21 protein-coding genes are annotated in these 22,611 nt (G+C 69.9%); 12 read left to right on the plus strand and 9 right to left on the minus strand.

Annotation, left to right across the window (positions count from 1 at the left end; all coding sequences use genetic code 11):
* Positions 1-345: 345 nt before the first annotated feature.
* From D7Y04_RS34085 to D7Y04_RS34095, 3 genes are all read left to right on the plus strand, one after another.
* Complete coding sequence (locus D7Y04_RS34085; RefSeq protein ID WP_233601708.1) at positions 346-915, plus strand: PadR family transcriptional regulator; 570 nt, start codon at positions 346-348, stop codon at positions 913-915.
* Positions 912-1,673 (plus strand): siderophore-interacting protein, encoded by a 762-nt coding sequence (locus tag D7Y04_RS34090; RefSeq protein ID WP_121762000.1) that lies wholly within the window; start codon positions 912-914, stop codon positions 1,671-1,673. The genes D7Y04_RS34085 and D7Y04_RS34090 overlap by 4 nt, the downstream gene beginning before the upstream one ends.
* Before the next feature lie 90 nt (positions 1,674-1,763).
* Entirely contained in the window at positions 1,764-2,624 is an 861-nt protein-coding gene (locus D7Y04_RS34095; RefSeq protein WP_121762069.1) for an alpha/beta fold hydrolase, read from the plus strand.
* Positions 2,625-2,627: 3 nt separating this feature from the next.
* On the opposite strand, the gene D7Y04_RS34100 is transcribed toward D7Y04_RS34095, so the two are convergent.
* Both D7Y04_RS34100 and D7Y04_RS34105 read right to left on the minus strand, forming a co-directional pair.
* Positions 2,628-4,412 carry a hypothetical protein gene (locus D7Y04_RS34100; RefSeq protein ID WP_147477251.1) on the minus strand — a complete coding sequence of 595 codons (1,785 nt, stop codon included), beginning with the start codon at positions 4,410-4,412 and terminating at the stop codon, positions 2,628-2,630.
* A gap of 32 nt (positions 4,413-4,444) precedes the next feature.
* Positions 4,445-4,783 (minus strand): hypothetical protein, encoded by a 339-nt coding sequence (locus D7Y04_RS34105; protein WP_121762002.1) that lies wholly within the window; start codon positions 4,781-4,783, stop codon positions 4,445-4,447.
* Between the two features lie 145 nt (positions 4,784-4,928).
* Between D7Y04_RS34105 and D7Y04_RS34110 the strand changes: the two genes are divergently transcribed.
* Positions 4,929-6,332 carry an FAD-binding oxidoreductase gene (locus tag D7Y04_RS34110; RefSeq protein ID WP_121762003.1) on the plus strand — a complete coding sequence of 468 codons (1,404 nt, stop codon included), beginning with the start codon at positions 4,929-4,931 and terminating at the stop codon, positions 6,330-6,332.
* 24 nt (positions 6,333-6,356) lie between these two features.
* On the opposite strand, the gene serA is transcribed toward D7Y04_RS34110, so the two are convergent.
* The 3 genes from serA to D7Y04_RS34125 form a co-directional block, all read right to left on the minus strand.
* Positions 6,357-7,610: a phosphoglycerate dehydrogenase gene (gene serA, locus D7Y04_RS34115; protein ID WP_120595720.1), complete on the minus strand. Its 1,254-nt coding sequence runs from the start codon at positions 7,608-7,610 to the stop codon at positions 6,357-6,359.
* A 159-nt stretch (positions 7,611-7,769) separates the two neighbouring features.
* The gene (locus D7Y04_RS34120) at positions 7,770-9,431 is read right to left on the minus strand and encodes a serine protease (RefSeq protein WP_121762004.1); all 1,662 of its coding nucleotides are present in this window, start codon (positions 9,429-9,431) and stop codon (positions 7,770-7,772) included.
* Between the two features lie 127 nt (positions 9,432-9,558).
* Positions 9,559-9,936, minus strand: coding sequence for an STAS/SEC14 domain-containing protein (locus D7Y04_RS34125; RefSeq protein WP_120595722.1), 378 nt, complete (start codon positions 9,934-9,936; stop codon positions 9,559-9,561).
* A gap of 287 nt (positions 9,937-10,223) precedes the next feature.
* On the opposite strand from D7Y04_RS34125, the gene D7Y04_RS34130 reads away from it, so the two are divergent.
* Positions 10,224-11,255 carry a class I SAM-dependent methyltransferase gene (locus tag D7Y04_RS34130; protein ID WP_121762070.1) on the plus strand — a complete coding sequence of 344 codons (1,032 nt, stop codon included), beginning with the start codon at positions 10,224-10,226 and terminating at the stop codon, positions 11,253-11,255.
* On the opposite strand, the gene D7Y04_RS34135 is transcribed toward D7Y04_RS34130, so the two are convergent.
* Positions 11,256-16,214, minus strand: coding sequence for an ATP-binding protein (locus tag D7Y04_RS34135; protein ID WP_121762005.1), 4,959 nt, complete (start codon positions 16,212-16,214; stop codon positions 11,256-11,258).
* 441 nt (positions 16,215-16,655) lie between these two features.
* Here D7Y04_RS34135 and D7Y04_RS34140 point away from each other — a divergent pair, with 441 nt between their 5' ends.
* Genes D7Y04_RS34140 through hppD form a run of 3 tightly spaced genes read left to right on the plus strand, consistent with a single transcriptional unit; the run spans position 16,656 to position 19,496 of the window.
* Positions 16,656-17,636, plus strand: a complete 981-nt coding sequence (locus D7Y04_RS34140; protein WP_121762006.1) for a fumarylacetoacetate hydrolase family protein — start codon at positions 16,656-16,658, stop codon at positions 17,634-17,636.
* The gene (gene maiA, locus D7Y04_RS34145) at positions 17,633-18,292 is read left to right on the plus strand and encodes a maleylacetoacetate isomerase (protein ID WP_120574579.1); all 660 of its coding nucleotides are present in this window, start codon (positions 17,633-17,635) and stop codon (positions 18,290-18,292) included. The genes D7Y04_RS34140 and maiA overlap by 4 nt, the downstream gene beginning before the upstream one ends.
* A 40-nt stretch (positions 18,293-18,332) precedes the next feature.
* Positions 18,333-19,496, plus strand: a complete 1,164-nt coding sequence (hppD, locus tag D7Y04_RS34150) for a 4-hydroxyphenylpyruvate dioxygenase (protein ID WP_121762007.1) — start codon at positions 18,333-18,335, stop codon at positions 19,494-19,496.
* Between the two features lie 54 nt (positions 19,497-19,550).
* Here hppD and D7Y04_RS34155 read toward each other — a convergent pair whose 3' ends face one another.
* A complete protein-coding gene (locus D7Y04_RS34155) occupies positions 19,551-19,844 on the minus strand; it encodes a hypothetical protein (protein WP_120595725.1) in 294 nt (97 codons plus the stop codon).
* 120 nt (positions 19,845-19,964) lie between these two features.
* Here D7Y04_RS34155 and D7Y04_RS34160 point away from each other — a divergent pair, with 120 nt between their 5' ends.
* Genes D7Y04_RS34160 through D7Y04_RS34175 form a run of 4 tightly spaced genes read left to right on the plus strand, consistent with a single transcriptional unit; the run spans position 19,965 to position 21,031 of the window.
* Positions 19,965-20,246, plus strand: a complete 282-nt coding sequence (locus tag D7Y04_RS34160) for a hypothetical protein (protein WP_120595726.1) — start codon at positions 19,965-19,967, stop codon at positions 20,244-20,246.
* Positions 20,243-20,485 carry a hypothetical protein gene (locus tag D7Y04_RS34165; RefSeq protein WP_147477252.1) on the plus strand — a complete coding sequence of 81 codons (243 nt, stop codon included), beginning with the start codon at positions 20,243-20,245 and terminating at the stop codon, positions 20,483-20,485. The genes D7Y04_RS34160 and D7Y04_RS34165 overlap by 4 nt, the downstream gene beginning before the upstream one ends.
* A gap of 28 nt (positions 20,486-20,513) precedes the next feature.
* Entirely contained in the window at positions 20,514-20,735 is a 222-nt protein-coding gene (locus tag D7Y04_RS34170) for a hypothetical protein (RefSeq protein ID WP_121762010.1), read from the plus strand.
* Positions 20,732-21,031, plus strand: coding sequence for a hypothetical protein (locus D7Y04_RS34175; RefSeq protein ID WP_147454913.1), 300 nt, complete (start codon positions 20,732-20,734; stop codon positions 21,029-21,031). The genes D7Y04_RS34170 and D7Y04_RS34175 overlap by 4 nt, the downstream gene beginning before the upstream one ends.
* A gap of 8 nt (positions 21,032-21,039) precedes the next feature.
* Here the strand turns inward: D7Y04_RS34175 and D7Y04_RS34180 are convergent, their stop codons facing one another.
* On the minus strand, positions 21,040-21,414 hold the full coding sequence (locus D7Y04_RS34180) for a hypothetical protein (RefSeq protein ID WP_121762011.1): 375 nt from the start codon (positions 21,412-21,414) through the stop codon (positions 21,040-21,042).
* Between the two features lie 117 nt (positions 21,415-21,531).
* Positions 21,532-22,611, minus strand: a complete 1,080-nt coding sequence (locus tag D7Y04_RS34185; RefSeq protein WP_121762012.1) for an aminomethyltransferase family protein — start codon at positions 22,609-22,611, stop codon at positions 21,532-21,534.

Raw genomic sequence — 22,611 nt, forward strand, 5'->3', positions numbered from 1 at the left:
GACGTGTAGCTCAGCGTCCTTCCGGGCCCGGGAGGCAACGAAGCGCAGCCGGTGAGGAGCAGTGCCATGCACCCGAGCAGGACGTCAGCGCGCATCGTCCACTCCCAGGCCCTTCACCGAACCGCCCACCCGCGGTTGCCCATCGCTCTTGCCCCCTGGCTGCACTCCGGTGCGGTGTGCAGCGCCCGTTCATAGCGGCCAACCCTGACAAGCCAGCCAAACCGGGCGACGCATGACCCGAGGGCTGGCCCGGCAGGGTGCCCGCAGATCGGGTTGCGCCAGATAATGCTGAGATATATCTCAGAGCCATCTGGAAGATATCTTGAACCCCTGAGAGGACACGACATGCGCGGCAGACACGGAAGAGACCGGGGCGACCCGGAGCACTGGCATCACCACGAGCGCGGGGAGGGCCACCGGGGACGGCACGGCGGCCCTGGCGGTGGGCGGCATCGGATGTTCGAGGGCGGCGAGCTGCGCCTCGTCCTGCTCCACCTCATCAACGCGGAGCCCCGGCACGGGTACGACCTCATCCGGGCCATCGAGGGCTTGAGCCGGGGCGTGTATGCCCCCAGCCCCGGGGTCATCTACCCCACGCTCACCCTGCTCAAGGACATGGAGCTGGTGGGCGAGCCGGATACGACGGACACGCAGCGCAAGCTCTTCGCCATCACGGCGCAGGGCAAGGCGCTGCTCGCGGAGAACGCGAAAGTAGTGGAGGGACTGCTGCGACGGCTCGCGGAGGCCGGTGAGCTTCGCGAGCGCACGGACGCGGCTCCAGTCCGGCGCGCGATGCAGAACCTGAAGAGCGTGCTGTTCGACACGCTGTCGCCCGGCGTCGACAAGAAGGTCGTGCTCGATGTGGCGGCGTTGATCGACGAGGCCGCGCAGAAGATCGAGAGGCTCCGCTCATGAGCACCCAGGACCTGCATCAAATCGTCCGCGTGCGCCACGAGCTGCGGCGGCGCAGCTTGGTCGTCAGTGGCGTGGAGTCAGTGACGCCTCGCATGCGGCGCATCCACTTCGCGTCGCCCGACCTGGCGGACTTCAACAGCCCGTCGCCGGATGACCACATCAAGCTGTTCTTCCCTCAGTCGGGGGAGCAGGTGATGCGTGACTTCACGCCTCGCGCCTATGACAACCGCGGCCAGACGCTGACCATCGACTTCGCGCTGCACGGCTCCGGACCCGCGACGGAATGGGCGGCTGGCGCGAAGGTCGGCTCCACGCTGGAGATTGGTGGACCCAAGGGCTCACAGCTCGTGCCCGATGACTTCGACTGGTACCTGTTGGTGGGGGATGAGAGCGCGCTGCCGGCGCTCGGCCGCCGGGTGGAGCTGCTGCGCCCGGGCGTGCCCGTGACGACCGTGGCGGTCGTGGCGAACGCGTCCGAGCAGCAGACCTTCGTCACGAAGGCCTCCTGGCACCCGACCTGGGTGGTGCGTGGAGAGCCGGGGCCCGGAGATGGCGCGCTGTTGCGGCGCGAGCTGGCGAAGTTCACGCCTCCGCCGGGGGATGGCTTCGTGTGGCTGGCGGGCGAGGCGGAGTGGGTGCGCGAGCTGCGGACCTACGTCATCGAAGAGCGTGGCCAGCCGGCGGAGTGGGTCAAGGCCGCGTCCTACTGGCACCGCAACGGGGATGACGGCCACGCGGGCCCGGGTCAGCGACACTGAGGGCCTGACCCCCAACGCGCAATGCCCGGCATCGAGGGGAAATACGGACCGTCGCAGACGGTTGGACTCGCCACCGCGAAGGACGGGCACATGACCAGTGAAACGCAGACGGGAAGAATCTCCGGCAGCTTCCTCACCACGCGCGATGGCACCCAGCTCTATTTCAAGGACTGGGGCCCGGAGGAGGGTCCGCCCGTCGTCTTCTCGCACGGCTGGCCGCTCACGTCCGACGCGTTCGAGGGCCAGATGCTGTTCCTGTCCGAGCGCGGCTACCGCACCCTCGCCCATGACCGCCGGGGACACGGGCGTTCCTCCCAGCCGTGGGATGGCCACGACATGGACACGTATGCGGATGACCTGGCGGAGCTGACCTCCGCGCTGGGGCTGCGCAAGGCCGTCCACGTGGGCCACTCCACGGGCGGTGGTGAGGTGGTCCGCTACATCGGGCGCCACGGCACCGGGCGCGTGGCGAAGGCGGTGCTCATCGGCGCGGTGCCGCCCATCATGCTCAAGACGGACTGGCACCCGAATGGTGTGCCCATGGAGGCCTTCGACGACATCCGCGCGGGCGTGCGCGGGGACCGCTCCAGCTTCTTCAAGGAGCTGAGCCTGGCGTTCTACGGCTTCAACCGGCCCGGCGCGAAGGTGTCGGAAGGGCTGCGCGAGAGCTTCCGTCTCCAGGGCCTGATGGGCAGCCTCAAGGCCGAATACGACTGCATCAAGGCCTTCTCCGAGACGGACTTCCGCGCCGACCTGGCCCGCATCGACGTGCCCACGCTGGTGATGCACGGCGATGACGACCAGATGGTCCCCATCGACGACTCGGCGCGCCTCACCGCCGCGCTCGTGAAGGGCGCGAAGCTCCAGGTCTTCCCCGGCTTCAGCCACGGCATGTGCTCCGTCAACCAGGACGTCATCAACGAAGCACTGCTGGCCTTCCTCGAGGCGTAGGGCTCACAGGTCCAGGATGAGGCTCAGCTCCTCCTCCGCGGCCTCGTCCGTCTGGACGGCGGCGTCGTGGTCATCCGAGTCATCGCCGTACCGCGACCAGCCGGCGAACGCCGACGAACCGAGGCACAACATCTGCCGGGGCGTGGCCCCGACGCCGTCGCCATCCTGGTCACGGTAGAGGTAGGTCCACCGGTAGCGAGCCACGTCGGTGTCGTCGCAGTCATTGCCCACGGCCTTGAAGGAGTAGGGCAGGGGCAGGGTCTTCCCGATGCAGAGGGTTTCCACGGGGATGGGCGCGGTGAAGCCGTCCCCGTCGCGGTCCGCGTGGAAGGCCGTCACGTTCTGCCAGCGCGTCGCGTCCTGCCGGGCGCAGTCCGTGCCCCTGGCGGACCAGGAGGCGGGAAGCTGGCCGTTGGTGCAGAGGACCGTCGCCGGGCCCGCGCCCACGCCGTCCCCGTCCGTGTCCGCGTAGGCCGTCATGTTCCGGTAGAGGGAGGCGTTCGTGTCGTCGCAGTCCTCACCGGACAGCGGCTTCGTGCCGTAGCCCGCGGGCAGGGCCGTTCCCGCGCACACCTCCCCGCTCTGGGCCACGGTGTACGTGTCGCCGTCGGCGTCGCGGTGGGTGAAGCCCATCATCCGCCACGCGGTGGTGTCCTGGGGCGCGCAGTCCGTGGCCTGCGTGGAGTATCCGGCGGGCAGGGTCGTCCCGGCGCAGACGGTGGAGGCCGTGCCGGAACCCACGCGGTCCCCATCCTCGTCCGCGTAGACGCTCCAGACGTGGAACCGCGCCGCGTCCGTGTCGTCGCAGTCGTCGTCGCGCTCCGTGGAGGAATAGCCCTGGGGCAACCAGAAGCCACTGCACACCGCGCCCGCCGAGCGTGAGAAGCGTCCGTCGCCGTCCTCATCCCGCGAGGCGTAGTACAGGGGCCGCCAGCGGGTGCTGTCACCCGGCGCGCAGTCCCCGCCCTGGAAGGTCTCTCCCGGCGCGGACTCCCCAGGACCCACGCAGCGGAGCACCGGCGCACCGTCGCCGTAGCCGTCCCCGTCCGGATCCAACCAGCGCTGGACCCGGACCGTGAGGTGGGCGTTGCGGTCGTCGCAGTCCTCTGGGGCGGACACGGTGTCGTAGCCGGGGGGCGGCTGCTCGCCCGAGCACACCGTGCCCTCCATCGCCACGGCGAAGCCGTCCCCGTCCGCGTCCCGGTACGTGAAGGGGAGCATCCTCCAGCGGCCCGTGTCCCCGGGCGCGCAGTCGCCCGCGGTGAGCGCGTACCCCGAGGGCGGCGGACGTCCCCGGCTCGGGCACCAGTCGATGGGCATCCCCGCCCCCACGCCGTCCCCGTCCGTGTCCGCCCACACCACCGACAGGGCGGACACCTCCGCATCCCCGTCATCGCAGTCCGGCGCGCCCGGCTGCTCCTGGTAACCCGCGAGCGTGGCCCCCACGCAGGCCGTCACCGGCCCCGTGCCCGTGGCCCCATCTCCGTCCGCGTCCGGGTACAGGCCCGGCACCAGGCGCCAGCGGGTGGCATCCCCAGGCGCGCAGTCGCCCGCCTGCTGTGTCCAGCCCTTCGTCGTGTCGCCCACGCAGGTGACGGGCTGGGCCGTGTCGCCGAAGCCGTCGCCGTCCGTGTCCGCGTAGCCCGTGACGGCCCGCCACACGGTGGGGTTCGTGTCATCGCAGTCCAGCTCCGCCGGATGGCCGTCACCGTCCAGATCCCGGGGACCCACGTCGCCACCGCAGCCCAACTGGAGCCCCAGGGCAAGCCACACCCATGCCCTCATCATGCACACCCACGTCTTCATGGCAGGAGCCGGGGCTACATACGGGTCAGCGTGCAGGTCGGGTATTGGTTGGGAGCTTCCTGGAAGTAACTGAATTGGTAGCGTCCGGGCCGGGTCATGGCGATCAGGGCGAACCGGTCACACCGATCCGCGTCCTGGAGGCTGAGCCCATAACCGGAGAAACGGATGACGCGGGGCGTGCTCTCCCCCGCGACGACGCCGGTGACGACGAAATGGCCGTAGCCGGCCGTGTAGGCATCCACGCTCGTGAAGACGTAGTTCACGCCGAAGATGGCGTCCTCCGGCTCCGCGAGGGCCGAAGCCGGGGCAAGGGCCAGGGTGGCAAGCAGGGCGAGTGCGCGGAGCGACGACATGAGCGGTTCCTCGGTAGGTCGGGGCCGCGACGGGGGTGCGGCGTCGAGCCCTATACGGAGTGCATTGGATTCCTTGGCTTGTTTTCCCGCACCGGCCTGCTGCCGGGCTTGTCAGGCCCCAGGGGCTGCAATACGCCTTGGACCCATGTCCACCCCCGCGCTGCCCGCCGACTTCCTCCGCGCCATCGCCGAGTCCTTCCCCGCCGACTTCCTCACCCGGGAGCCCGCGGAGCTCCAGGAGTACGGCCGCGACTGGACGCGCGTGTACGCCCCGGCGCCGGGTGCGGTGGTCTTCCCTCGCACCACGGAGGAGGTGGCCCGCTTCGTGGCCCTGTGCCACCAGCACCGCGTTGCCTTGGTGCCCTCCGGCGGGCGTACGGGCCTGGCGGGCGGGGCGGTGGCCATGCACGGCGAGGTGGTGCTGTCGCTCAAGCGGATGACCCGCATGGAGCCCGTGGACCTGCTGGGCAACACGGTGCGCGTGCAGGCCGGCGCGGTGACGGAAGGAGTGCACCAGCACTGCGCGCCGCACGGGCTCACCTGGCCGGTGGACTTCGCGTCCAAGGGCAGCAGCACCGTGGGCGGCAACATCGCCACCAACGCGGGCGGCGTGAAGGTCATCCGCTACGGCCTCACCCGGCAGTGGGTGCTGGGCCTCCAGGTGGTGACGGCGCAGGGGCAGGTGCTGGAGCTCAACGGCGCGCTGGAGAAGAACAACACCGGCGCGGACCTGCGCCAGCTCTTCATCGGCAGCGAGGGCACGCTGGGCGTCATCACGGAGGCCACGCTCAAGCTGACGCGGCTGCCCGGCAAGCAAGATGTCTTCCTCTTCGCGGTGCCGGACGTGGCCGCGGTGCTGCGGCTGTTCCGCGACGCGCGCCAGGCGCCGCTGGTGCTCTCCACCTACGAGTTCTTCACCGACAAGTGCCTGGCCCGCGTGCAGCGCCACCGCAAGCTGCGCTCGCCCTTCGAGGCCTCCAGCGGCTGCTACGTCCTGCTGGAGTCCGAGGGCGGTGACCCGGCGGCGGTGGAGGCGTGGCTCGGCTCCCTCTTCGAGCGCGGGCTCGTCACCGACGGCACCCAGGCGCAGGGCGCGGCGCAGGCACAGGAGCTGTGGTCCCTGCGCGAGTCCATCAGCGAGAGCCTGTCCGCCACGGGCGTGCTGCACAAGAACGACATCTCCCTGCCGGTGGCGAACCTGGAGGCGTTCTGCGCGGAGCTGGATGCCATCTTCGCCAGCCGCTACCCGGGCTGGGAGATCTGCCTCTTCGGCCACATCGGTGACGGCAACCTGCACGTCAACGTGATGAAGCCGGACGCGGTGGAGAAGGCGGACTTCTTCGCCCACGCGAAGCAGTCCGACCACGCCATGTTCGACCTCGTGCGCAAGCACGGCGGCAGCATCTCCGCCGAGCACGGCATCGGTCTGCTCAAGAAGGACTACCTGGACTACACGCGCGCGCCCGGTGAGATGGAGCTCTTGCGCACCCTCAAGCGCGCCCTGGACCCCGCGGGCATCCTCAACCCGGGGAAGATTTTGGACGCCTGAGGGCGCGGTCCGGCGCCCGGCGTTTCAGGACACGATGCGCGTCTTGATGTCCGTCTCCAGCCCGGCGATGGCCTCGCACACCTGGCGGGACACGTCCTGGTCCAGGTCCATCACCAGGTAGCCCACGTTCGCATCCGTGCTCAGCACCTGCGCGTGGATGTTGGCGTTCAGGTCGGACACGATGCGGTTGATGTCACGCAGCACGCCCGGCGTGTTGCGGTGCACGTTGATGATGCGGTGGGTGCCCGGGTTGATGGGCGCCTCCACGTTGGGGAAGTTCACCGCGCCCGTCGTCGCGCCGCCCTTCACGAACTTGAGCAGCGACGTGGCCACCTCCTTGCCAATGGACGCCTGCGCCTCCTCCGTGGACCCGCCGATGTGCGGCGTCAGCACCACGTTGGGCAGCCCCTGCAGCTCCGTCACGAAGCCGTCGGAATTGCCCTCCGGCTCCTCCGGATACACGTCCACCGCCGCGCCACCCAGGTGCTTGGAGCGCAGCGCCTGCGCCAGCGCCGGGATGTCCACCACCGTGCCGCGGCTGGCGTTGATGAGGCACGCGCCCGGCTTCATGGCGGCCAGCTGCTCCGCGCCCATCAACATGTGAGTGGAGGCCAGCGCCGGCACGTGCAGCGTCACGAAGTCGGACTCCGCCAGCAGCGCGTTCAGCGTGGCCACCGACCGCGAGTTGCCCAGGGGCAGCTTCGTCATCACGTCGTAGTAGAGGACGCGCATGCCCAGCGCCTCCGCCAGCACACCCAGCTGCGAGCCGATGTGCCCGTAGCCGATGATGCCCAGCGTCTTGCCGCGCACCTCGTGGCTGCCCGTGGCCACCTTGCGCCACTGCCCCGTGTGCACCTCGCGGCTGCGGTCGAAGAGCTGGCGCGTCAGCACCACCACCTCCGCCAACACCATCTCCGCCACGCTGCGCGTGTTGCTGAACGGCGCGTTGAACACCGGCACGCCATGCACGCTGGAGGCGAGCAGGTCCACCTGGTTGGTGCCGATGCAGAAGGCACCAATCGCCAGCAGGTCCTCCGCGTACTTCAGCGCCTCCTCCGGCACCGTCGTCTTGCTGCGGATGCCCAACAGGTGCACGCCCCTGAGCCGCTCCGCCAGGTCCTCTGGCTTGAGCGCGGCGGACAGCCGCTCCACCTCGAAACCCTCCACCTTCAGCATCTCCTGGGCCGAGGCGTGGATGTTCTCCAGCAGCAGGACTCGCAGCGGACCCTCGGTGCTCACGGGGCGGCGGGGCGACGGCGGGAAGCGGGGTGTGCTCATGGCGCCTTGCGTTAGACCTCGCCCTCCAAGGTGTCAAGCCTCGGGTGGGGAGGGAAGCCCCCGGGGCAGGAGCGGCTGGGCGCCAAAAGACACCGGGCCCGTCCCTCCCCGTATCACGAGGGAGCGACAGGCCCGGAAGGACAGCTCGGACGCGGGAGGCTACTGGAGGGTCCAGGCCAGCGTGCCGCTGCACGCCTCGCTGCCGAAGCAGCCCACGCGAATCTGGTACGTGCCACCCGCGCTCGCCGGCGCGGTGTAGGACGCGCGGGACAGCGAGCCGCAGCCGGAGGCGTCGTCGTTGAACGTCACCTGCTGGCCGGCGGCGTTGAACAGGCGCACCACCGTGTCACCGGTGCCCGTCGCGCTCCCCACGCCGCAGCTGCCGAAGGTCAGCGTCTGGCCAGGGGCGATGTCCACGTTCGCGTTCTGCGTGTTGCGCGTGGCGTTGGCGGTGTCGCTGACGTTGAAGGCCTGGGTGCTGCCCGTGGGCGTCGTCGTGCCGCCCGAGACAATCTCCCACGCCACCGTGCCGGCGCAGCTGCCGGCCTGGTAGCAACCGGCGCGGACTTCATAGGTGCCCGCGACGCTGGCCGTGTAGGTGATCTTCGAACCGTAGCCGCTGCCGCAGCCGTCGTCGTTGGAGGCGACCTCCGTGCCCGTCGGGCCGCGCAGGCGCAGGAAGGAGTCACCGCTGGTGAGGGCCGCGCCGGTGACGCCGCAGGTGCCCACGGTGAGCTTGTCGCCGACCTTGAGCGTCACCGTGCCGTTGACGGTGCTGCGCGTGGCGCTGGAGGTGTTGGACGCGGTGAAGACGTAGTTCGTCACCGGGGGCGGCGTGGTGTTGCACAGCCGCACGTTGGTGTTGGCCGCGCAGAACGCCGTGATGGCCTGGTTCACGTAGGTGATCTCCTCACCACCGCAACCCGTCTCCGAGCACACGTTGACCTCGTAGCAGCCCTGGCCCGAGCGCAGCACGTAGTCCTCGTCGCCGCGCACCAGGATGCCCGCGATGGTGTTGGTGGCCGTCTCGTACACGGCGGAGCCGGAGTTGCCCGCGAAGGTGTCCGTGGTCGCGACGAAGTAGTCCTTGAGGCCGGAGTTGATCGTGCGGACGGAGCCGCCCGAGTCGATCTTCACCGGGAGACCGCTGCCGCTGCCGATGACGGCCACGTTCTGCCCCACGGTCATCGCGGTGTTGCCCGCGCGCACCGGAGCGGGGGTGAAGCGCGGCGCCGCCGAGCGGTCCAGCCGGATGATGGCGTAGTCCAGGTCGCCGGCGCTGTTCGACGACTGCCGGCGCACCACGATGCTCTTGCAGGAGAAGACGTCCTGGCTGGTGATGGTCTCCAGCGTGTTCTCCGACGTCTTGTAGAACTTGAAGACGAAGCGCGTGTCGGCGCACTCCGCCGCGCTCGTCACGCAGTGGCCCGCGGTCAGCACCAGGTCATCGTCGATGAGCGTGCCCGAGCAGAAGGCCGGCGCCGGGTCGTTGTAGAAGCGCTGGTCGGTGCACAGGCCCTCCCACTCGCTCAGCGGCGTCTGGTCCACGATGATGTTGTTCGGGTTCGAGGCGTCGATGAAGTCCGGCGTCAGCAGCGCCACGGTGGACTGACGCGCCCGGTCCTGCAGGGTCGCGCTGGGGTGCGCGTAGACTTCCATGCGGTCGTCGTTGCCGTAGACGACCGGCGCGTTCGACTCGTTCAGCGCGGGCTGCTGCTCCGGCGAACCGGACTCGGGAGCCGGCCCGCAGGCCAGGGCGGTGAGAGTACAGAACAGGGTGCCGAGCAGCTTCGCGCGGCGGGCGGGGGCGGACACGGACATGCGGGGTGACTCCTGACGGGTACGGCGACAGATACAGCGAAGAAAGGGGGTGTTACTGGAAGACGTAGACGGACCCGTGCGGTCGCATGGAAGGACCGGGGGGTAGGGGATGTCGGGGGTTCTGCTTTCAGTCCGCGTCGGGAGCTTCGAGCCAGGACAGGGCCTCGGAGCGGGTCTCGAAGGTCTTCGCCGGGATGGTGAGGCCGGCGTTCTTGGTCATGCGCCACGCCTGGAGGCCGCTGCCGGGGTCGCTCACCACGCGCGCGGAGCGCTTCATGCCGCGCTGCTGGGCGTAGGCGTTCAGCCGGGCCATCTCCCCCACCACCGTGGAGGGCATCACCCGCAACTTGGACTGGTCCACCAGCGCGGACCACTCCGAGCCCCCGCGGGCGGTGATGTCCTTCTTCAGTTGCTCGACGTACTCGGTCACGTCCTTCGGCGTCACTTCCGACGGATAGATGATCTCGATGATGTCGTGGGGCAGGTGGGCGATTTCAATCTTCATGCGCGGCTTGCGGCTCTCTTCCAGGCGGGGCGCGCCATCCTAACCGCAGTGCCTGTCGCCGGATACCGCGCCCCCCGCAATCCCTCCCCCAGGGCGGGGATTGTCGGACCTTGCGGGTAGAACCGTGCCTGGAGGGCCACGCGGACCCGCTGCGTCACGCCACGTGCGGCCGGTGTGGGCCGGGTGGTGCAGGGGAGCCCCGGCCGGCTGGCTGGAGACGGGCCTGGCGAAAGGCGCGGGCGTGGGAAGTGAATGACCCCCACTCCCAGGTTGTCAGGATGATGCCCATGCGCCAGCCCATCCTGTCGGTCCACGGCGCGGCTCTTCCAGTCGCGCCTGAAGCCAACCACCTCGTCCTGGTGAATGCCCCCCGGGAAGAGGCGCCTCCACCAGAGGAAGCGTTCACGGAGGCGCGCGAGTGGCTGGACAGCCTGCACTCCCGGATGATGGAGGGCCCGGACGAGACGCTGCATGCCGGGATGACCGCCCTTCACGGGGGGCTCATCCATCGGCGGCGGCAGTGGAGCCCGGAGGTGTGGAAGCGCTTCTGTCAGGAGCTGGCGCGCAAGCACCCCATGCGTCCCTTCCTGCACCAGTGCCCCTTCACCCGGCACGCCTTCGAACGGCCACGCGGCTACGCGGGTGACGCGGCCCTCATCGACTACCTCTACATGGACCACGCGGCGGACGAACTGCACGCAGGCCGCGAAATCTACCGCTACATGCACGGGCAGCCGTCCGCGCGGAGCGTGCGCGAGCGCCGGGAGCTGCTCGCTCGGATGATGGACGAGACGGCCGGGCGGCGTCCCGACGGGCGCGTGCTGTCGGTGGCGTGCGGGCACCTGCGGGAGGCGGAGGCGTCGCGCGCGGTGGCGGAGCGCCGGCTCCAGGAGCTCATCGCGTTCGACCAGGACCCGGTGAGCCTGGCGGAGATTTCGCGCCTGCACCCGGGCGGCATCGTGCGGCCGGTGTGCGGCTCGGTCCGCTCGCTGCTCGCGGGCAAGGTGGCGTTCCAGGACCTGGACTTCGCGTACTCCGCCGGGCTGTACGACTACCTGTCGGACTCCGTGGCCGCGCGCCTGACCGCGCTGCTCTTCCAGATGCTGCGCCCGGGCGGACGCCTGCTGGTGGCCAACTTCGCGGTGCACCCGCCGGAGACGGGCTACATGGAGGCCTTCATGGACTGGTGGCTCACCTACCGGGATGAGGACGGCATGCGCGACCTCTTGTCGGAGACGCCGCTGGAGCAGGTGGACAACGTGCGGCTGTTCCGCGACTCGCAGGACAACGTCATCTACCTGGAAGTGACGCGCCGCTAGTCAGTGCATCGGTGAGCCGGAGCGGGGCAGGGTGACGGTGAAGGTGGAGCCCTGCTCCGGGGCGCTGGCGACGTCGATGTTGCCGCCCAGCGCCTGGACGATTTCGCGGACAATCCAGAGGCCCAGGCCGAAGCCGCCGTAGTGGCGCACGGACACCGCGCGCTCGAAGCGCTCGAAGATGCGCGCCCGGTCCTCCTCCGCGATGCCGATGCCGTGGTCGCGCACCTCCAGGCGCACGTCCGTCGCGTCGCCGTCCAGCGTCACCTCCACCGGCTTGCCCGCGCCGTACTTCATGGCGTTGGTCAGGAGGTTGCCCACCACCTGCTCCATCCGGAGCGCGTCCCAGTGACCGATGAGGCGTGGCTCGCTGGCGTGGAAGCGCACCTCGCACTCGGCGCGGACCAGGGCCTCGCGGCTGCGCTCCAACTGGCCGCGCACCAGCGCCACCAGGTCCACGTCCTCGCGCTTGATGTGCAGCTGGCCCTGCGCGATGCGGGAGATGTCCAACAGGTCGTTGACCAGCTTCCCCAGCCGCTGCGTCTGCGAGTAGGCGGACTCCAGCTTCGCGGTCAGCTTCTCCGGAGGCATGGGTGCGCCCTTCGCCTTGGCCTGGAGCCCCTGGATGTGCAGCTGCAGCGACGTGAGCGGCGTCTTCAATTCGTGCGCCGCGATGGACAGGAAGTCGTCGCGCCGGCGCACGGCCTCCTGCTCCTCCCGGTACAGGCGGCCCTGCTCCTCGGAGAGGGCGGCGACGCGCTCGAAGTTCTCCGCGTTCTCCAGCGCCGCGCCCGCGAGGATGGCCACGAAGGACGCCAGGCGCTCCTCGTCCTCGCCGAACAGCGAGCCTACCTTGCGGTGGCTGGCCACCACGCACGCCACCGTCTTGCCTCGGACCTGGAGGGGCGCGCACAGCAGCGAGCGCACCCCGAGCAGCTCCATGCTCTCGCTGATGCCGCCGGGCAGCCCCTGGCCCAGCACGGTGATGCGGCCGGTCTCCAGCGCGCGTGCGAGCGCGGTGCGGCTGAGGCCCTGGTTCTTCGCGTCCTCCTCGGACACCACCGCGCGCGGATCCACCACGGCGCAGCGCTCCGCGCGCAGCAGCTCCTGCATGGACTGGCGCGCGGTCTCGAAGACGGCCTCGCGCGACAGGGCGGAGGCGAGCCTGCGCCCCACCTCCAGCACGCGCGGGAAGCGGTCCACCAGCGACAGCGTCTCCACGCCGGTGCCGTGCTCCGTCCCCTTGTTCAGGCCGTCCTCCATGGCCTCCAGTTCACGCGCCGACGTCTCCAGGTCGCGCGCGGCACCGGGCCAGCCCTGCACCCGGGCCACCTCGCCGCGGGCCTGGAGCGTGAGCGCTCGCTCCTGGCGCATCTCCAGCTGTTCGGCCACGCGCAGGGCTTCGTCCAGGTACTTGCGGGCCCGCGCGGGCCGGCCTCGCAGCGCGCACATCAGGCCGCGCTCGCGCAGCGCATGGGGCAGGTTGTTGCGGTAGGTGCGCGCGACGTCATGGGCGCGCTTCGCCACGCCATCCGCCTCTTTCAGAAGCCGTTCGCGCTGCCTGGGATTGAGGGGGCTGGCCTGCTGCGCCAGTCGCCTGCGCGCGGTGGCGAGCCACGGGGTGATGGGGGCCACGTACTCCTGACGCAGGTGCGCGTCCTCCGCCACGCGCTCGGCGCGCTCCAGCACCACCGCGGCGCGCGCGGGTTCGTTCTCACGCAACAGGCGCAGGCCTTCCGCCTGGAGCACGCCCGCGAAGGACTGCGGGTCGGTGGCGGTGGGCGCCGCCAGCTCCGTCTCCAGCAGCGCCGCGGGGATGCGGCCCCCGGTGGACTTGGCCCACGCCTCCAGGCCCAGGCGCAGCGAGTACCGGTCCCCCAACGCGAGCGCCGCCGCGTGCAGCTTCTGGCTCACCGCCGCGGCCTCCTTCAGGCGGCCCAGGCGGTAGAGCGACATGGCGATTTGGAAGGTGGCGTTGTTCACCTCCCACGGGTCGCCGGTGCGCTCCAACAGGCGCACTGCCTCGCGGCACTTCTCGATGCACTCCTTGAAGCGAGACGAGGCGTAGAGGGCCAGACCGTAGAAGTGCAGCGATTGGCCCTGGCCCCACACGTCGCCCAATTGCTGACGCAGGGCCAATGACTTCTCCGCGTACGCGTATGCGCGCTGGAACCAGGGCAGGGTGGTGAGCGCGGGCGAGTGCGCGGAGTAGGCCTGCGCCAGCTCCGGCGTGGGCGGGTAGCGCTCCGCCAGGTTCATGTCTCGCAGGTGTGCCCACAGCACCGCGGCGCGGCCCCGCTGGTACCAGTAGCCGTACGCGAGCCGGCTGTAGAGGTTGACCGCGAGCAGGTCCTCCTCGCCCCGCGCCAGGGACTTGCGCCCCAACCACAGGCGCGGCGCCACGGTGTGCGCGGCCTGCGTGAGGATTTCCCACGCCGCGCTGGCGCCGGTGGTCAGCGTGCCGGGCGGCACCCAGCGGCCCAGCAGCTTCAGGCCCTGCTCCAGGTAGGCGTTGGCCTGCACCGTCTGGCCTCGCTTGAAGGCGAGCTCGCCCAGGTGGCCCAGCGTGCGGCCCTGCTCCAGCCGGTCGCGCGCCAGGGCCTGCGCGGCCTCCAGCTGCTGCTGAGCTTCGTCATAGCGGCCGCGCATCATCAGCGCGGTGCCCAGCCCGGACGCGATGCGGTAGCGGGTGTGCGCGTCCGCGCCTGAAGCGCCGCGCTCGGCGATGCGGTAGTTCACCTCCGCGCTGTCCAGCGAGAAGCGCTGGCGCGCCTGCTCCGCGGCCACCAGCGCGTAGGGCAGGGCCTGCGCGCGCTCACCCGCCGCGTCGAAGTGGTAGGCCAGCTCGAACGGGTCGGTGGGCACGAACTGCTGGGCGGCCCTCGCGGCCAGCCGGTGCAGCTCCCGGCGCTCCTCCGGGGAGAGCAGGTCCAGCAGCACCTCGCGCAGCTTGTCGTGCACGAAGGTGAAGCGCGTGGCCTCCGTCCACAGCATGTGCCGGCGGCGCGGGGGCTCCAGCGCGGTGGTGACGGCGTCCAGCGGCGTGCCGGAGAGGGCCGCCACCGCCCTCGCGTCGAAGGACTTGCCCAGCACGGCGCCCACGCTGAGCACGTGCAGGGACTCCGGCGGCAGGAGGCGCAGGCGCCGCACCAGGAAGGTGGCCGCCTGGCGCGACGAGCGCGCGTGCGCCATCGCCTCCGGCTGCACCCGCCAGCCGTCCGGGCCGGGCATGAGGACACCGTCCTCCACCAGCCCGTGCAGCACCGCGGAGGCCATGAACGGATTGCCCTCCGCCAGCCGCGTCACCAGCTCCACGGCTTCCTGCGGCAGCACGCCGGCCATGGACTCCGCCAGCAGCGCCACCTCCGCCGCGCCAAAGGCGGACAGCTTGAGGTGCGCGCACGGGGCCAGGCGCCTCAGCACGTGGTCCGCGTGGATGTCCTCGCTGCGGAAGGACACGATGAGCAGCAGCCGCCCGTCCCCGGCGCGCCGGCCCTGCGACCACGCCTCCAGCGCGCGCAGCGTGAGCGTGTCCGCCCACTGGCAATCCTCCAGCACCACCACCGCGGGCGCCTCCGGTGTGCCCAGCGCGCTCAACAGCGAGGTGAGGCTCCACACGCTGCGGCTCTCGCTCAGGGACTCCGGCCCCAGCCCCTGGGACCGCGGCGTCCGCGAGTCCGGGGCGAGCACCTCCGTGAGCCGGGGCAGCACCGTGCACAGGCCGGCCTCCTGGCCCGCGAGCCTCTCCCGCAGGAGCGCGCCCAGCGCGGGCTCCGCGCGCGCGGCGGCGGCGATGCCCTCCGCCACGCCCGCGAAGAGCTGGAAGGGGCGCTGCGCGGCCTGGTCCTGCGCCTGCCCATGCAGTACCCACGCGCGCTGGCTCGAGGCCCGGGCGGAGAACTCCTCCAACAGCCGGCTCTTGCCGCCGCCGGACTCGCCCTCCACCACCACCGCGCGCGAGCCGTCCTCGCGCGCGTGCTCGAGCTCACGCTCCAGCGTCGTCAGCTCCTCGCGGCGGCCCACGAAGGACGGCTCGGTGAGGCTCTGGCGGTGGTCGTGCGCGCCGGTGACGAGCGCGGGCTCCGCCTCACCCCGGGACAGCGCGGCCTCCAGCGCGTTCAGGTCCGCGAGCGCGGCGTCCGCGGACTGGTAGCGGTCGCGCGGGTCCGTCTGGCTCAGCCGCGCGATGAGCTCCTCCATCGCCAGCGGCACCTCCACGCCCACGGGCCTCAGGCGCGGGTGCGCGGTGAGGTGCAGGCGCAGCACCTCGCCCACCGTCGCGCCCTCCAGGGCGGGGCGGCCGGACAGCGCCTCGAAGAGCACCAGGCCCACCGCGTACAGGTCCGACGGCGCCTCCACCGGCCGGTTGATGAGCCCCGCCTGCTCCGGCGACATGTAGCGCGCGGTGCCCACGGGCAGGTCGCGCAGGGATGGGTCCAACCGCTCGCTGCGCGACAGGCCGAAGTCGGTGAGCCACGCGGCGGACAGCGGGAAGTCGCGCACCAGGATGTTGGAGGGCTTCACGTCGCGGTGGAGGATGCCCTCGCGGTGCGCCTCCGCGAGCGCCTTCAGCAGGCGCTGACCCAGGACGATGGCTTCTGGCAGGGACAGCGGGCCGCGCCGCAGGCGCTCCGCCAGCGTCTCGCCATCCACCCACGGGGTGACCAGGTAGAGCAGCTCGTCGAAGGTGCCCAGGTAGCGCACGGGCACCAGCGCGGGGCTGTGCAGCCGCGACAGCACCTCCGCCTCGTGCTCCAGCCTGTGGCGGGACGTGGGGACGAAGGCGGACAGGGCGGTGACCTTCACCAGCACGCGCTCGTGCGTGAGCAGGTCCAACCCATGCCAGGTGGAGATGCCCCGGCCGGCCTTCACCCGCTGGCGCAGCTCGTAGCGGTTGCCCAGCCGCTGGCCCGGGTGTGGCTCCCTGGGGGTGTCGCCGGCCTGTTGGAAGCCTTGCGCCATTCAATGCCCTCGCGAGCCCCCAAACCGCGCCGCCCCGGCGGCGTGGTCGGCCGGATGTCCCTCTTCCACAAGCTGGGTTTCCGCCCGGGTCCCTGCCAGGGGGGAGCGGCCCGCGCCGTGCGCGAGTTGCTCGGGATTTGAACAGTCGGCACGCTCCCGCTTCCCGCCCCTGTCCCCTGGTGCCCCCTGTCCGTTCGTGGAGCAGGCGGCCCGACAGGCGAACACGTGGGTTTCCACGACGCCCTGGCGTGTGGAGGCCCGCGCATCGTCCTTCAGCCGACAGCCACGCGAATGCGAGCGGCCAGCAACGTTGCTGGTGGGAGGAAGGATGCCGCGCCGCGTTCAACGGGCGTGCTTGACTCGCCTGGTTGCCCGGCGGAAAAGCCCGTCGGGTCAGGCGGCCTCCCCCTTCCTCCCCACAGGCCGCCGAGGAGCGCGAAATTGAAGCTCGCGACGCTCAAGGACGGAACTCGCGACGGGCGGCTCGTCGTCGTCAAGCGGGACAACTCCGCCTACGCGCTGGCCACCAACGTGGCCCTCACGCTTCAAGCGGCCCTGGATGACTGGGACGCGAAGGAGCCGCAGCTGCGCGCGCTGGCGCAGCAGCTGGAAGCCAGCGCGGTGCAGAGCCGTCCGCTGGACGTGAAGGCGCTCCACGCGCCCCTGCCGCGCGCCTACGAATGGGTGGACGGCAGCGCGTACATCAACCACGTGATGCTGGTGCGCAAGGCGCGCAACGCGGAGCCGCCGGCCACGCTGCGCACGGATCCGCTGGTGTACCAGGGCGGCTCCGGCGACTTCCTCGCGCCCACGCAGGACATCCCGCTGCGCGACGAGGCGTGGGGCCTGGACTTCGAGAGCGAGGTCTGCGTCGTGCTGGGCGACACGCCCATGGGCACGAAGGCCGAGGGCGCGGACAAGCACATCAAGCTGGTGATGATCGCCAACGACGTGTCCCTGCGGAACCTCATCCCGGAGGAGCTGGCCAAGGGCTTCGGCTTCTTCCAGAGCAAGCCCGCCACCGCGTTCGGCCCCTTCGCGCTGACGCCGGACGAGCTGGGAACAGCGTGGATGGACGGCCGCGTGCACCTGCGCATGCGCAGCACGCTCAACGGCCAGCTCGTGGGCGACGCGGACGCGGGCCCGGAGATGCACTTCTCCTTCCGTGACCTCATCCAGCACCTGACGCGCACGCGCGCCTTCACCGCGGGCACCATCCTGGGCAGCGGCACGGTGTCCAACGAGGACCGCGCTCGCGGCATCTCGTGCCTCGCCGAGCGCCGGATGATTGAAACCATCGACGAGGGCAAGCCGAAGACGTCCTTCATGAAGCCCGGCGACACCATCGAAATCGAGATGCTGGATGGCGAGGGGCACAGCCTCTTCGGCCGCATCTCGCAGACGGTGGTGAAGGCGCCATGAAGAACCTGAAGCTGCACAGCTACTGGCGCTCCTCCGCGTCCTGGCGTGCGCGCATCGCGCTGAACTGGAAGGGGCTCCCCTTCGAGTACCTGGCGGTGCACCTGCTCAAGGACGGCGGCCAGCAGAACTCCGCGGACTACCGAGCGGTGAACCCCATGGCCCGCGTGCCCACGCTGGAGTGGACGGAAGCGGACGGGCAGGCGCGCAAGCTGTCCGAGTCCATGGCCATCCTGGAATACCTGGAGGAGCGCGTGCCCTCGCCTGCCCTCCTGCCTGGCGACGCGTACCTCCGCGCGAAGGCGCGCATGCTGGCGGAGATGGTGAACGCCGGCATGCAGCCGTTGCAGAACACGTCGGTAACGCTGCGCATCAAGAACGAGCTGAAGGCGGACGAGAAGGCCTGGGCGGCGCACTGGAACGCGCACGGGCTGACGGCGCTGGAGGCGGCGGTGCAGGCGACGGCGGGGCGTTATTGTGTGGGGGACGGAGTGTCGTTCGCGGACGTGCTGTTGGTTCCGCAGCTCTACGGGGCGCGCCGGTTCGGAGTAGACCTGAAGCCCTATCCCACGCTGCTGCGCATCGAGGCGGCGTGCAACGAACTCCCCGCCTTCCAGGCGGCGCAGCCGGACCGGCAGCCCGACGCGCAGCCGGCGTAGTCACAAATCATCATCTTCTTCACCACGAGGAGTCAGCGACATGGCCAAGCAGGAATCGCTGGGCATCAAGGCCCTGGAGAGCATCCACTGGTACGTGCATGACCTGGAGCGCAGCCGCCAGTTCTACACGAAGGGGTTGGACTTCGCGGAGGTGGCGGTGTCCGGGCCGGAGCTGGACGCGCACGGCAAGCAGAAGTCCGCGCTGTTCCAGGCGGGTGAGATTGCCCTCGTCGTGAGCCAGCCCGTGGGTGAGGGTGGCCGCGCGTGGCGCTACCTGCGCAAGCACCCGGACGGCGTGGGCACGCTGAACTTCGAAGTGGAGGACGTGGAGAAGGCGTTCAAGCTGCTGGAGCAGCGCGGCGCCACGTTCATCACGGAGATCCAGCGCTTCACGGACGACGCGGGCGGCAAGCTGTCGTTCTTCTCCATCACGACGCCGTTCGGCGACACCACGTTCCGCTTCCTGCAGCGGGACAACTACAAGTCCATCTACCCGGGCTTCAAGGTGCACGCGCAGCCCAAGGGCGGCCAGAACAAGTACGGCTTCGACAAGTTGGATCACGTCACGTCGAACTTCCAGACGATGAAGCCCATGCTCCTGTGGATGGAGCACGTGATGGGCTTCGAGAAGTTCTGGCACATCGAGTTCCACACCGAGGACGTGGCGTCGCAGCAGAAGCGCGACCACGGCAGCGGCCTGAAGTCGGAAGTGATGTGGGATCCGAAGAGCGGCGTGAAGTTCGCGAACAACGAGCCCAAGTTCCCGTTCTTCAAGGCCAGCCAGATCAACATCTTCAACGAGGACCACCGCGGTGACGGCGTGCAGCACCTGGCCATCACGGTGAAGGACATCCTGTCCTCGGTGAAGGACATGCGGCAGAACGCGGGCATCCAGTTCATGCCCACGCCGGGCTCGTATTACGACGCGCTGCCGGAGCGCATCCAGAACATGGGCATCAAGAAGATCGACGAGGACATCAACGTCCTGCGCGACCTGGAGGTGCTCATCGACGGTGACAAGGAGCGCAGCTACATGCTCCAGATCTTCATGAAGGACGCGGCGAGCCTCTACAAGCAGGCGGACGCGGGCCCGTTCTTCTACGAAATCATCCAGCGCAAGGGCGACCAGGGCTTCGGCGGCGGCAACTTCCGCGCCCTGTTCGAGAGCATCGAGCGCGCGCAGAAGGCCGAAGGGCGCATCTAGCTTCGCGAGTGACCCGGCCGCGAAGCATCGCGGCCGGGCTACCGCTCCGGTGGGCTAGGGGTCGTACGGCTCGCACACCTGCAGCTCCATGATCCATTCCCGGAACGGGGTCCGGATGCCGCTCCGGCCCACCTGCCGATTGCAGACCAGGCAGATCTCCCTGCCCACCTGCGTCGTATAGGTGGCATCGCTGTAGTATTTGACGTGGAAGGTGGCCGCGCAGAGGTCCAGCGCATCCTCACGCGTCGAAAGTGGGGTCTCCTCTCCCACGTCCGCGTCCGCTTCGACACCGCCGCAGCCCGCCAGCAGTCCCAACGACAGAAGTCCGCCGATGATGCGATTTCGCATTGTCCGCCCCGGTTGGAGTTGGCCCGTCTTTCAGGGATTGAAAGTCTATCACGGTTGCGTGAGATGAGGCGGGCTGCCAGGGCGGCATGCATCGCCTATCTTCACTCCATGCGAATGCTCATGGGGCTGTTTCTGGCGGGCGCGCTGGGGTGGGGCTGCCAGTCCGCCGAGTACGGTGTGCAAGCGAAGGCGCCGCTGGACTGCAAAGCGACCTACGTGGCTTGTGGATGTGGTTGCTGCGGCGGAGTGGAGCCGCAGGTGCAGTGTCTGTCCTGCGCGAACAAGGACGACCTCCAGGCCCTCATCCAGAAGGACCAGGAGGCCCAGAAGGACCCGCAGTGCGCCGTCATGGGCTGCTCCACCGGCACGAAGTACGTGTACTGCGACGCGAATCCCCAATGACCCTCCTTGAACCCGTGATGCTCGTGGGGGCCGCCATTGGAGGCGTGGTGGGGGCGGTGTGGGGCTTCGGGTCGGGAATCGGCTGGGCGGCGGCGGGACTCGTCGGAGGCGTCGTGCTGGGGCCCATCCTCACCATCGTGCTGCTGATGGTCCTGTGGATGTTGATGACGCTGGTCACGAAAGGGCCGCGCGCGGTGCTGCGCGACCTGCGGGGGATGTTTCCCCGGGAGCGCTCCTGATGCACGGTTGTTGCAGCGAGACTCCCCCATGACCCTGATTGAACTGACTGTCCTCCTGGGAGCCTTCTTGGGCGGCGTGACCGGCGCGGTCTGGGGCTTCGGCTCCGGACTCGGCTGGGCGGCGGCGGGCCTGGTCGGAGGCATCGTGCTGGGGCCCATCGCGCTGGCGCTCCTGTTCGCCCTGATGCTGTTGATCGTGGAAGTGCCGCTCGCGCTGCTGCGTGGCCTGTGGGGAAGGCGTCCCCCATGAGCGCTCCTGTTCCCGGTGCACGACGCCTGCTGGTGGTCGAGGCCACCTTCGACATCCAGGGGCGCGGAATCCTTGTCGTGCCCGATGTGGACCTGGGGACGCGGGTCCAGATGGAACTCAATGTCGCGTTACGGCGGCCGGATGGCGACATTCTGTCTGCTATCGCGCTCGCGCAAATCCCGCTCGGCTCGTTCCGGTCACGGCCTCAGCACGTGCTCTGCTTCCGCACGCTCTCCAAGCAGGACCTTCCCGCAGGAACGGAGGTGTGGCTGCTTGGAGAGGTGGAGTCGACCTGAATGGGGCTTTATTCGCAGGCCTGGTAGCAGTCGTTGCGCGTGTTAACGCACTCGAGCGCGTCCTCCGGCGTCTTCGCGGCCCTCGCGCAGCTCAGGAACTCCTTGTAGCAGGCGTCCTGGCACGGCGGCAGCGCCTGGACCCGCACGGGCGCCGCGCCCAGGTCGCAGCCCTGGAAGCAAAGGTCCTGGTCCTCCACGCACCAGGCCTGCTGCTCGGGCGTCGTCGCGGTCCGCATACAGTGGTTGTAGAGCGTGATGCAGGCGCGCTCACAGGGCGGTGGGGCCATGGCCGTCACTTCCGCCTCCTGCGCCTCCTGCACCACTCCGCCACAGCCCGCGAAGAAGCCCACCGACAGCAATGCCGCGATGAATGACAAACGCATGGAATGGTCCTTTGGGGTGATTGCCGTGATGTACGGCAATCCCATCCTTGCGTTGTCCATGCTCTCAAGGGCAGACAGGCTGGCCCGGATCTGAAAGGAATTGAACGCCGGGACGCGTCACGCCGCGGTGAAGGGCAGGGCGGCCACCGTGACGGTGCCCGCGCCTTCCCCACCGAGCGTCAGCTCCGTGCCCGGCTCCAGGGAGTCACGGTGCACGTAGCCCAACGCCACCCGCTGACCCTTCACCGGGGACGTCACCACGCTCGTGACCCAGCCCACCTTCTTTTCTCCGCGGCGCAGCTCCGTGCCGGGCGCCACGTCCTTCTCACCCAGCAGCAGCCCCGCCAGCTTGCGGTTCATCTGCCCGCGGAAGGTGGCCCGGGCGATGACCTCCTGCCCGATGTAGCAACCCTTGTTGTAGGAGATGGCGTTGGTGAGGTTCGCCTCCAGGGGGATGGTGGTGTCCACCATGTCCTGCCCGTAGCGCGGCACCCCCGCCTCCACCCGCACCAGTTCCAGCGCGTCGAACCCCAGCGGCTTCAGCCCGTGCTCCCCGCCGGCCTGGACCAGCGCCGCCCACACCGCCTCCAGCCCCGCGCGCGGCACCAGCACGTCCACGCCGGACAGCCCGCCCGGCAGCGCCGTCCCCAGCAACCACACCTCCTGCCCGGCGAGGGTGGCCTTGAGGCTGGACAGGGGCGCCGGAAGCTCCGAGGGGCCGCCCGGGACGGCGGCCAGCACCTGGGCCGTCCGGGGACCGAGCAGCTTGAGCCAGCCCTGGTCCGGGGTGCCGTCGTGCAGCTCGGCGTCCTCGGAGATGAGGTATTTCTCCAGGAACTCCCGCACCTTGGCGCCCAGGCCGGGCTCCAGGTCCAGCAGGAGGTCGTCCTCCCGCTTGAGGATGCGTGCATCTCCCACCATGGCGCCCTTCACCGTGATGAGGGCGGCATAGGCGGCCAAGCCCACCGGGAGGTTCTTCACCTCCTGGGTCACCATGCCGTGGAGGAAGGAGGCGCGATCCTCCCCCGTTATCCGGAGGATTTCGCGGTAGGACGCATCGTGCAGTGCCACTGCGTCACGGGCCGCGCCATACTCCGCGCCTACGTCTCCATACCCGGCCACGACCTCGCGGCCGCCCACCGAAATGAAGCGGGCACCCACCTGCTCGTGAACAAAATGCAGCGTCAGCGGTTCCAT

Source organism: Corallococcus sp. AB038B, assembly GCF_003668955.1.
Lineage (GTDB): Bacteria > Myxococcota > Myxococcia > Myxococcales > Myxococcaceae > Corallococcus > Corallococcus exiguus.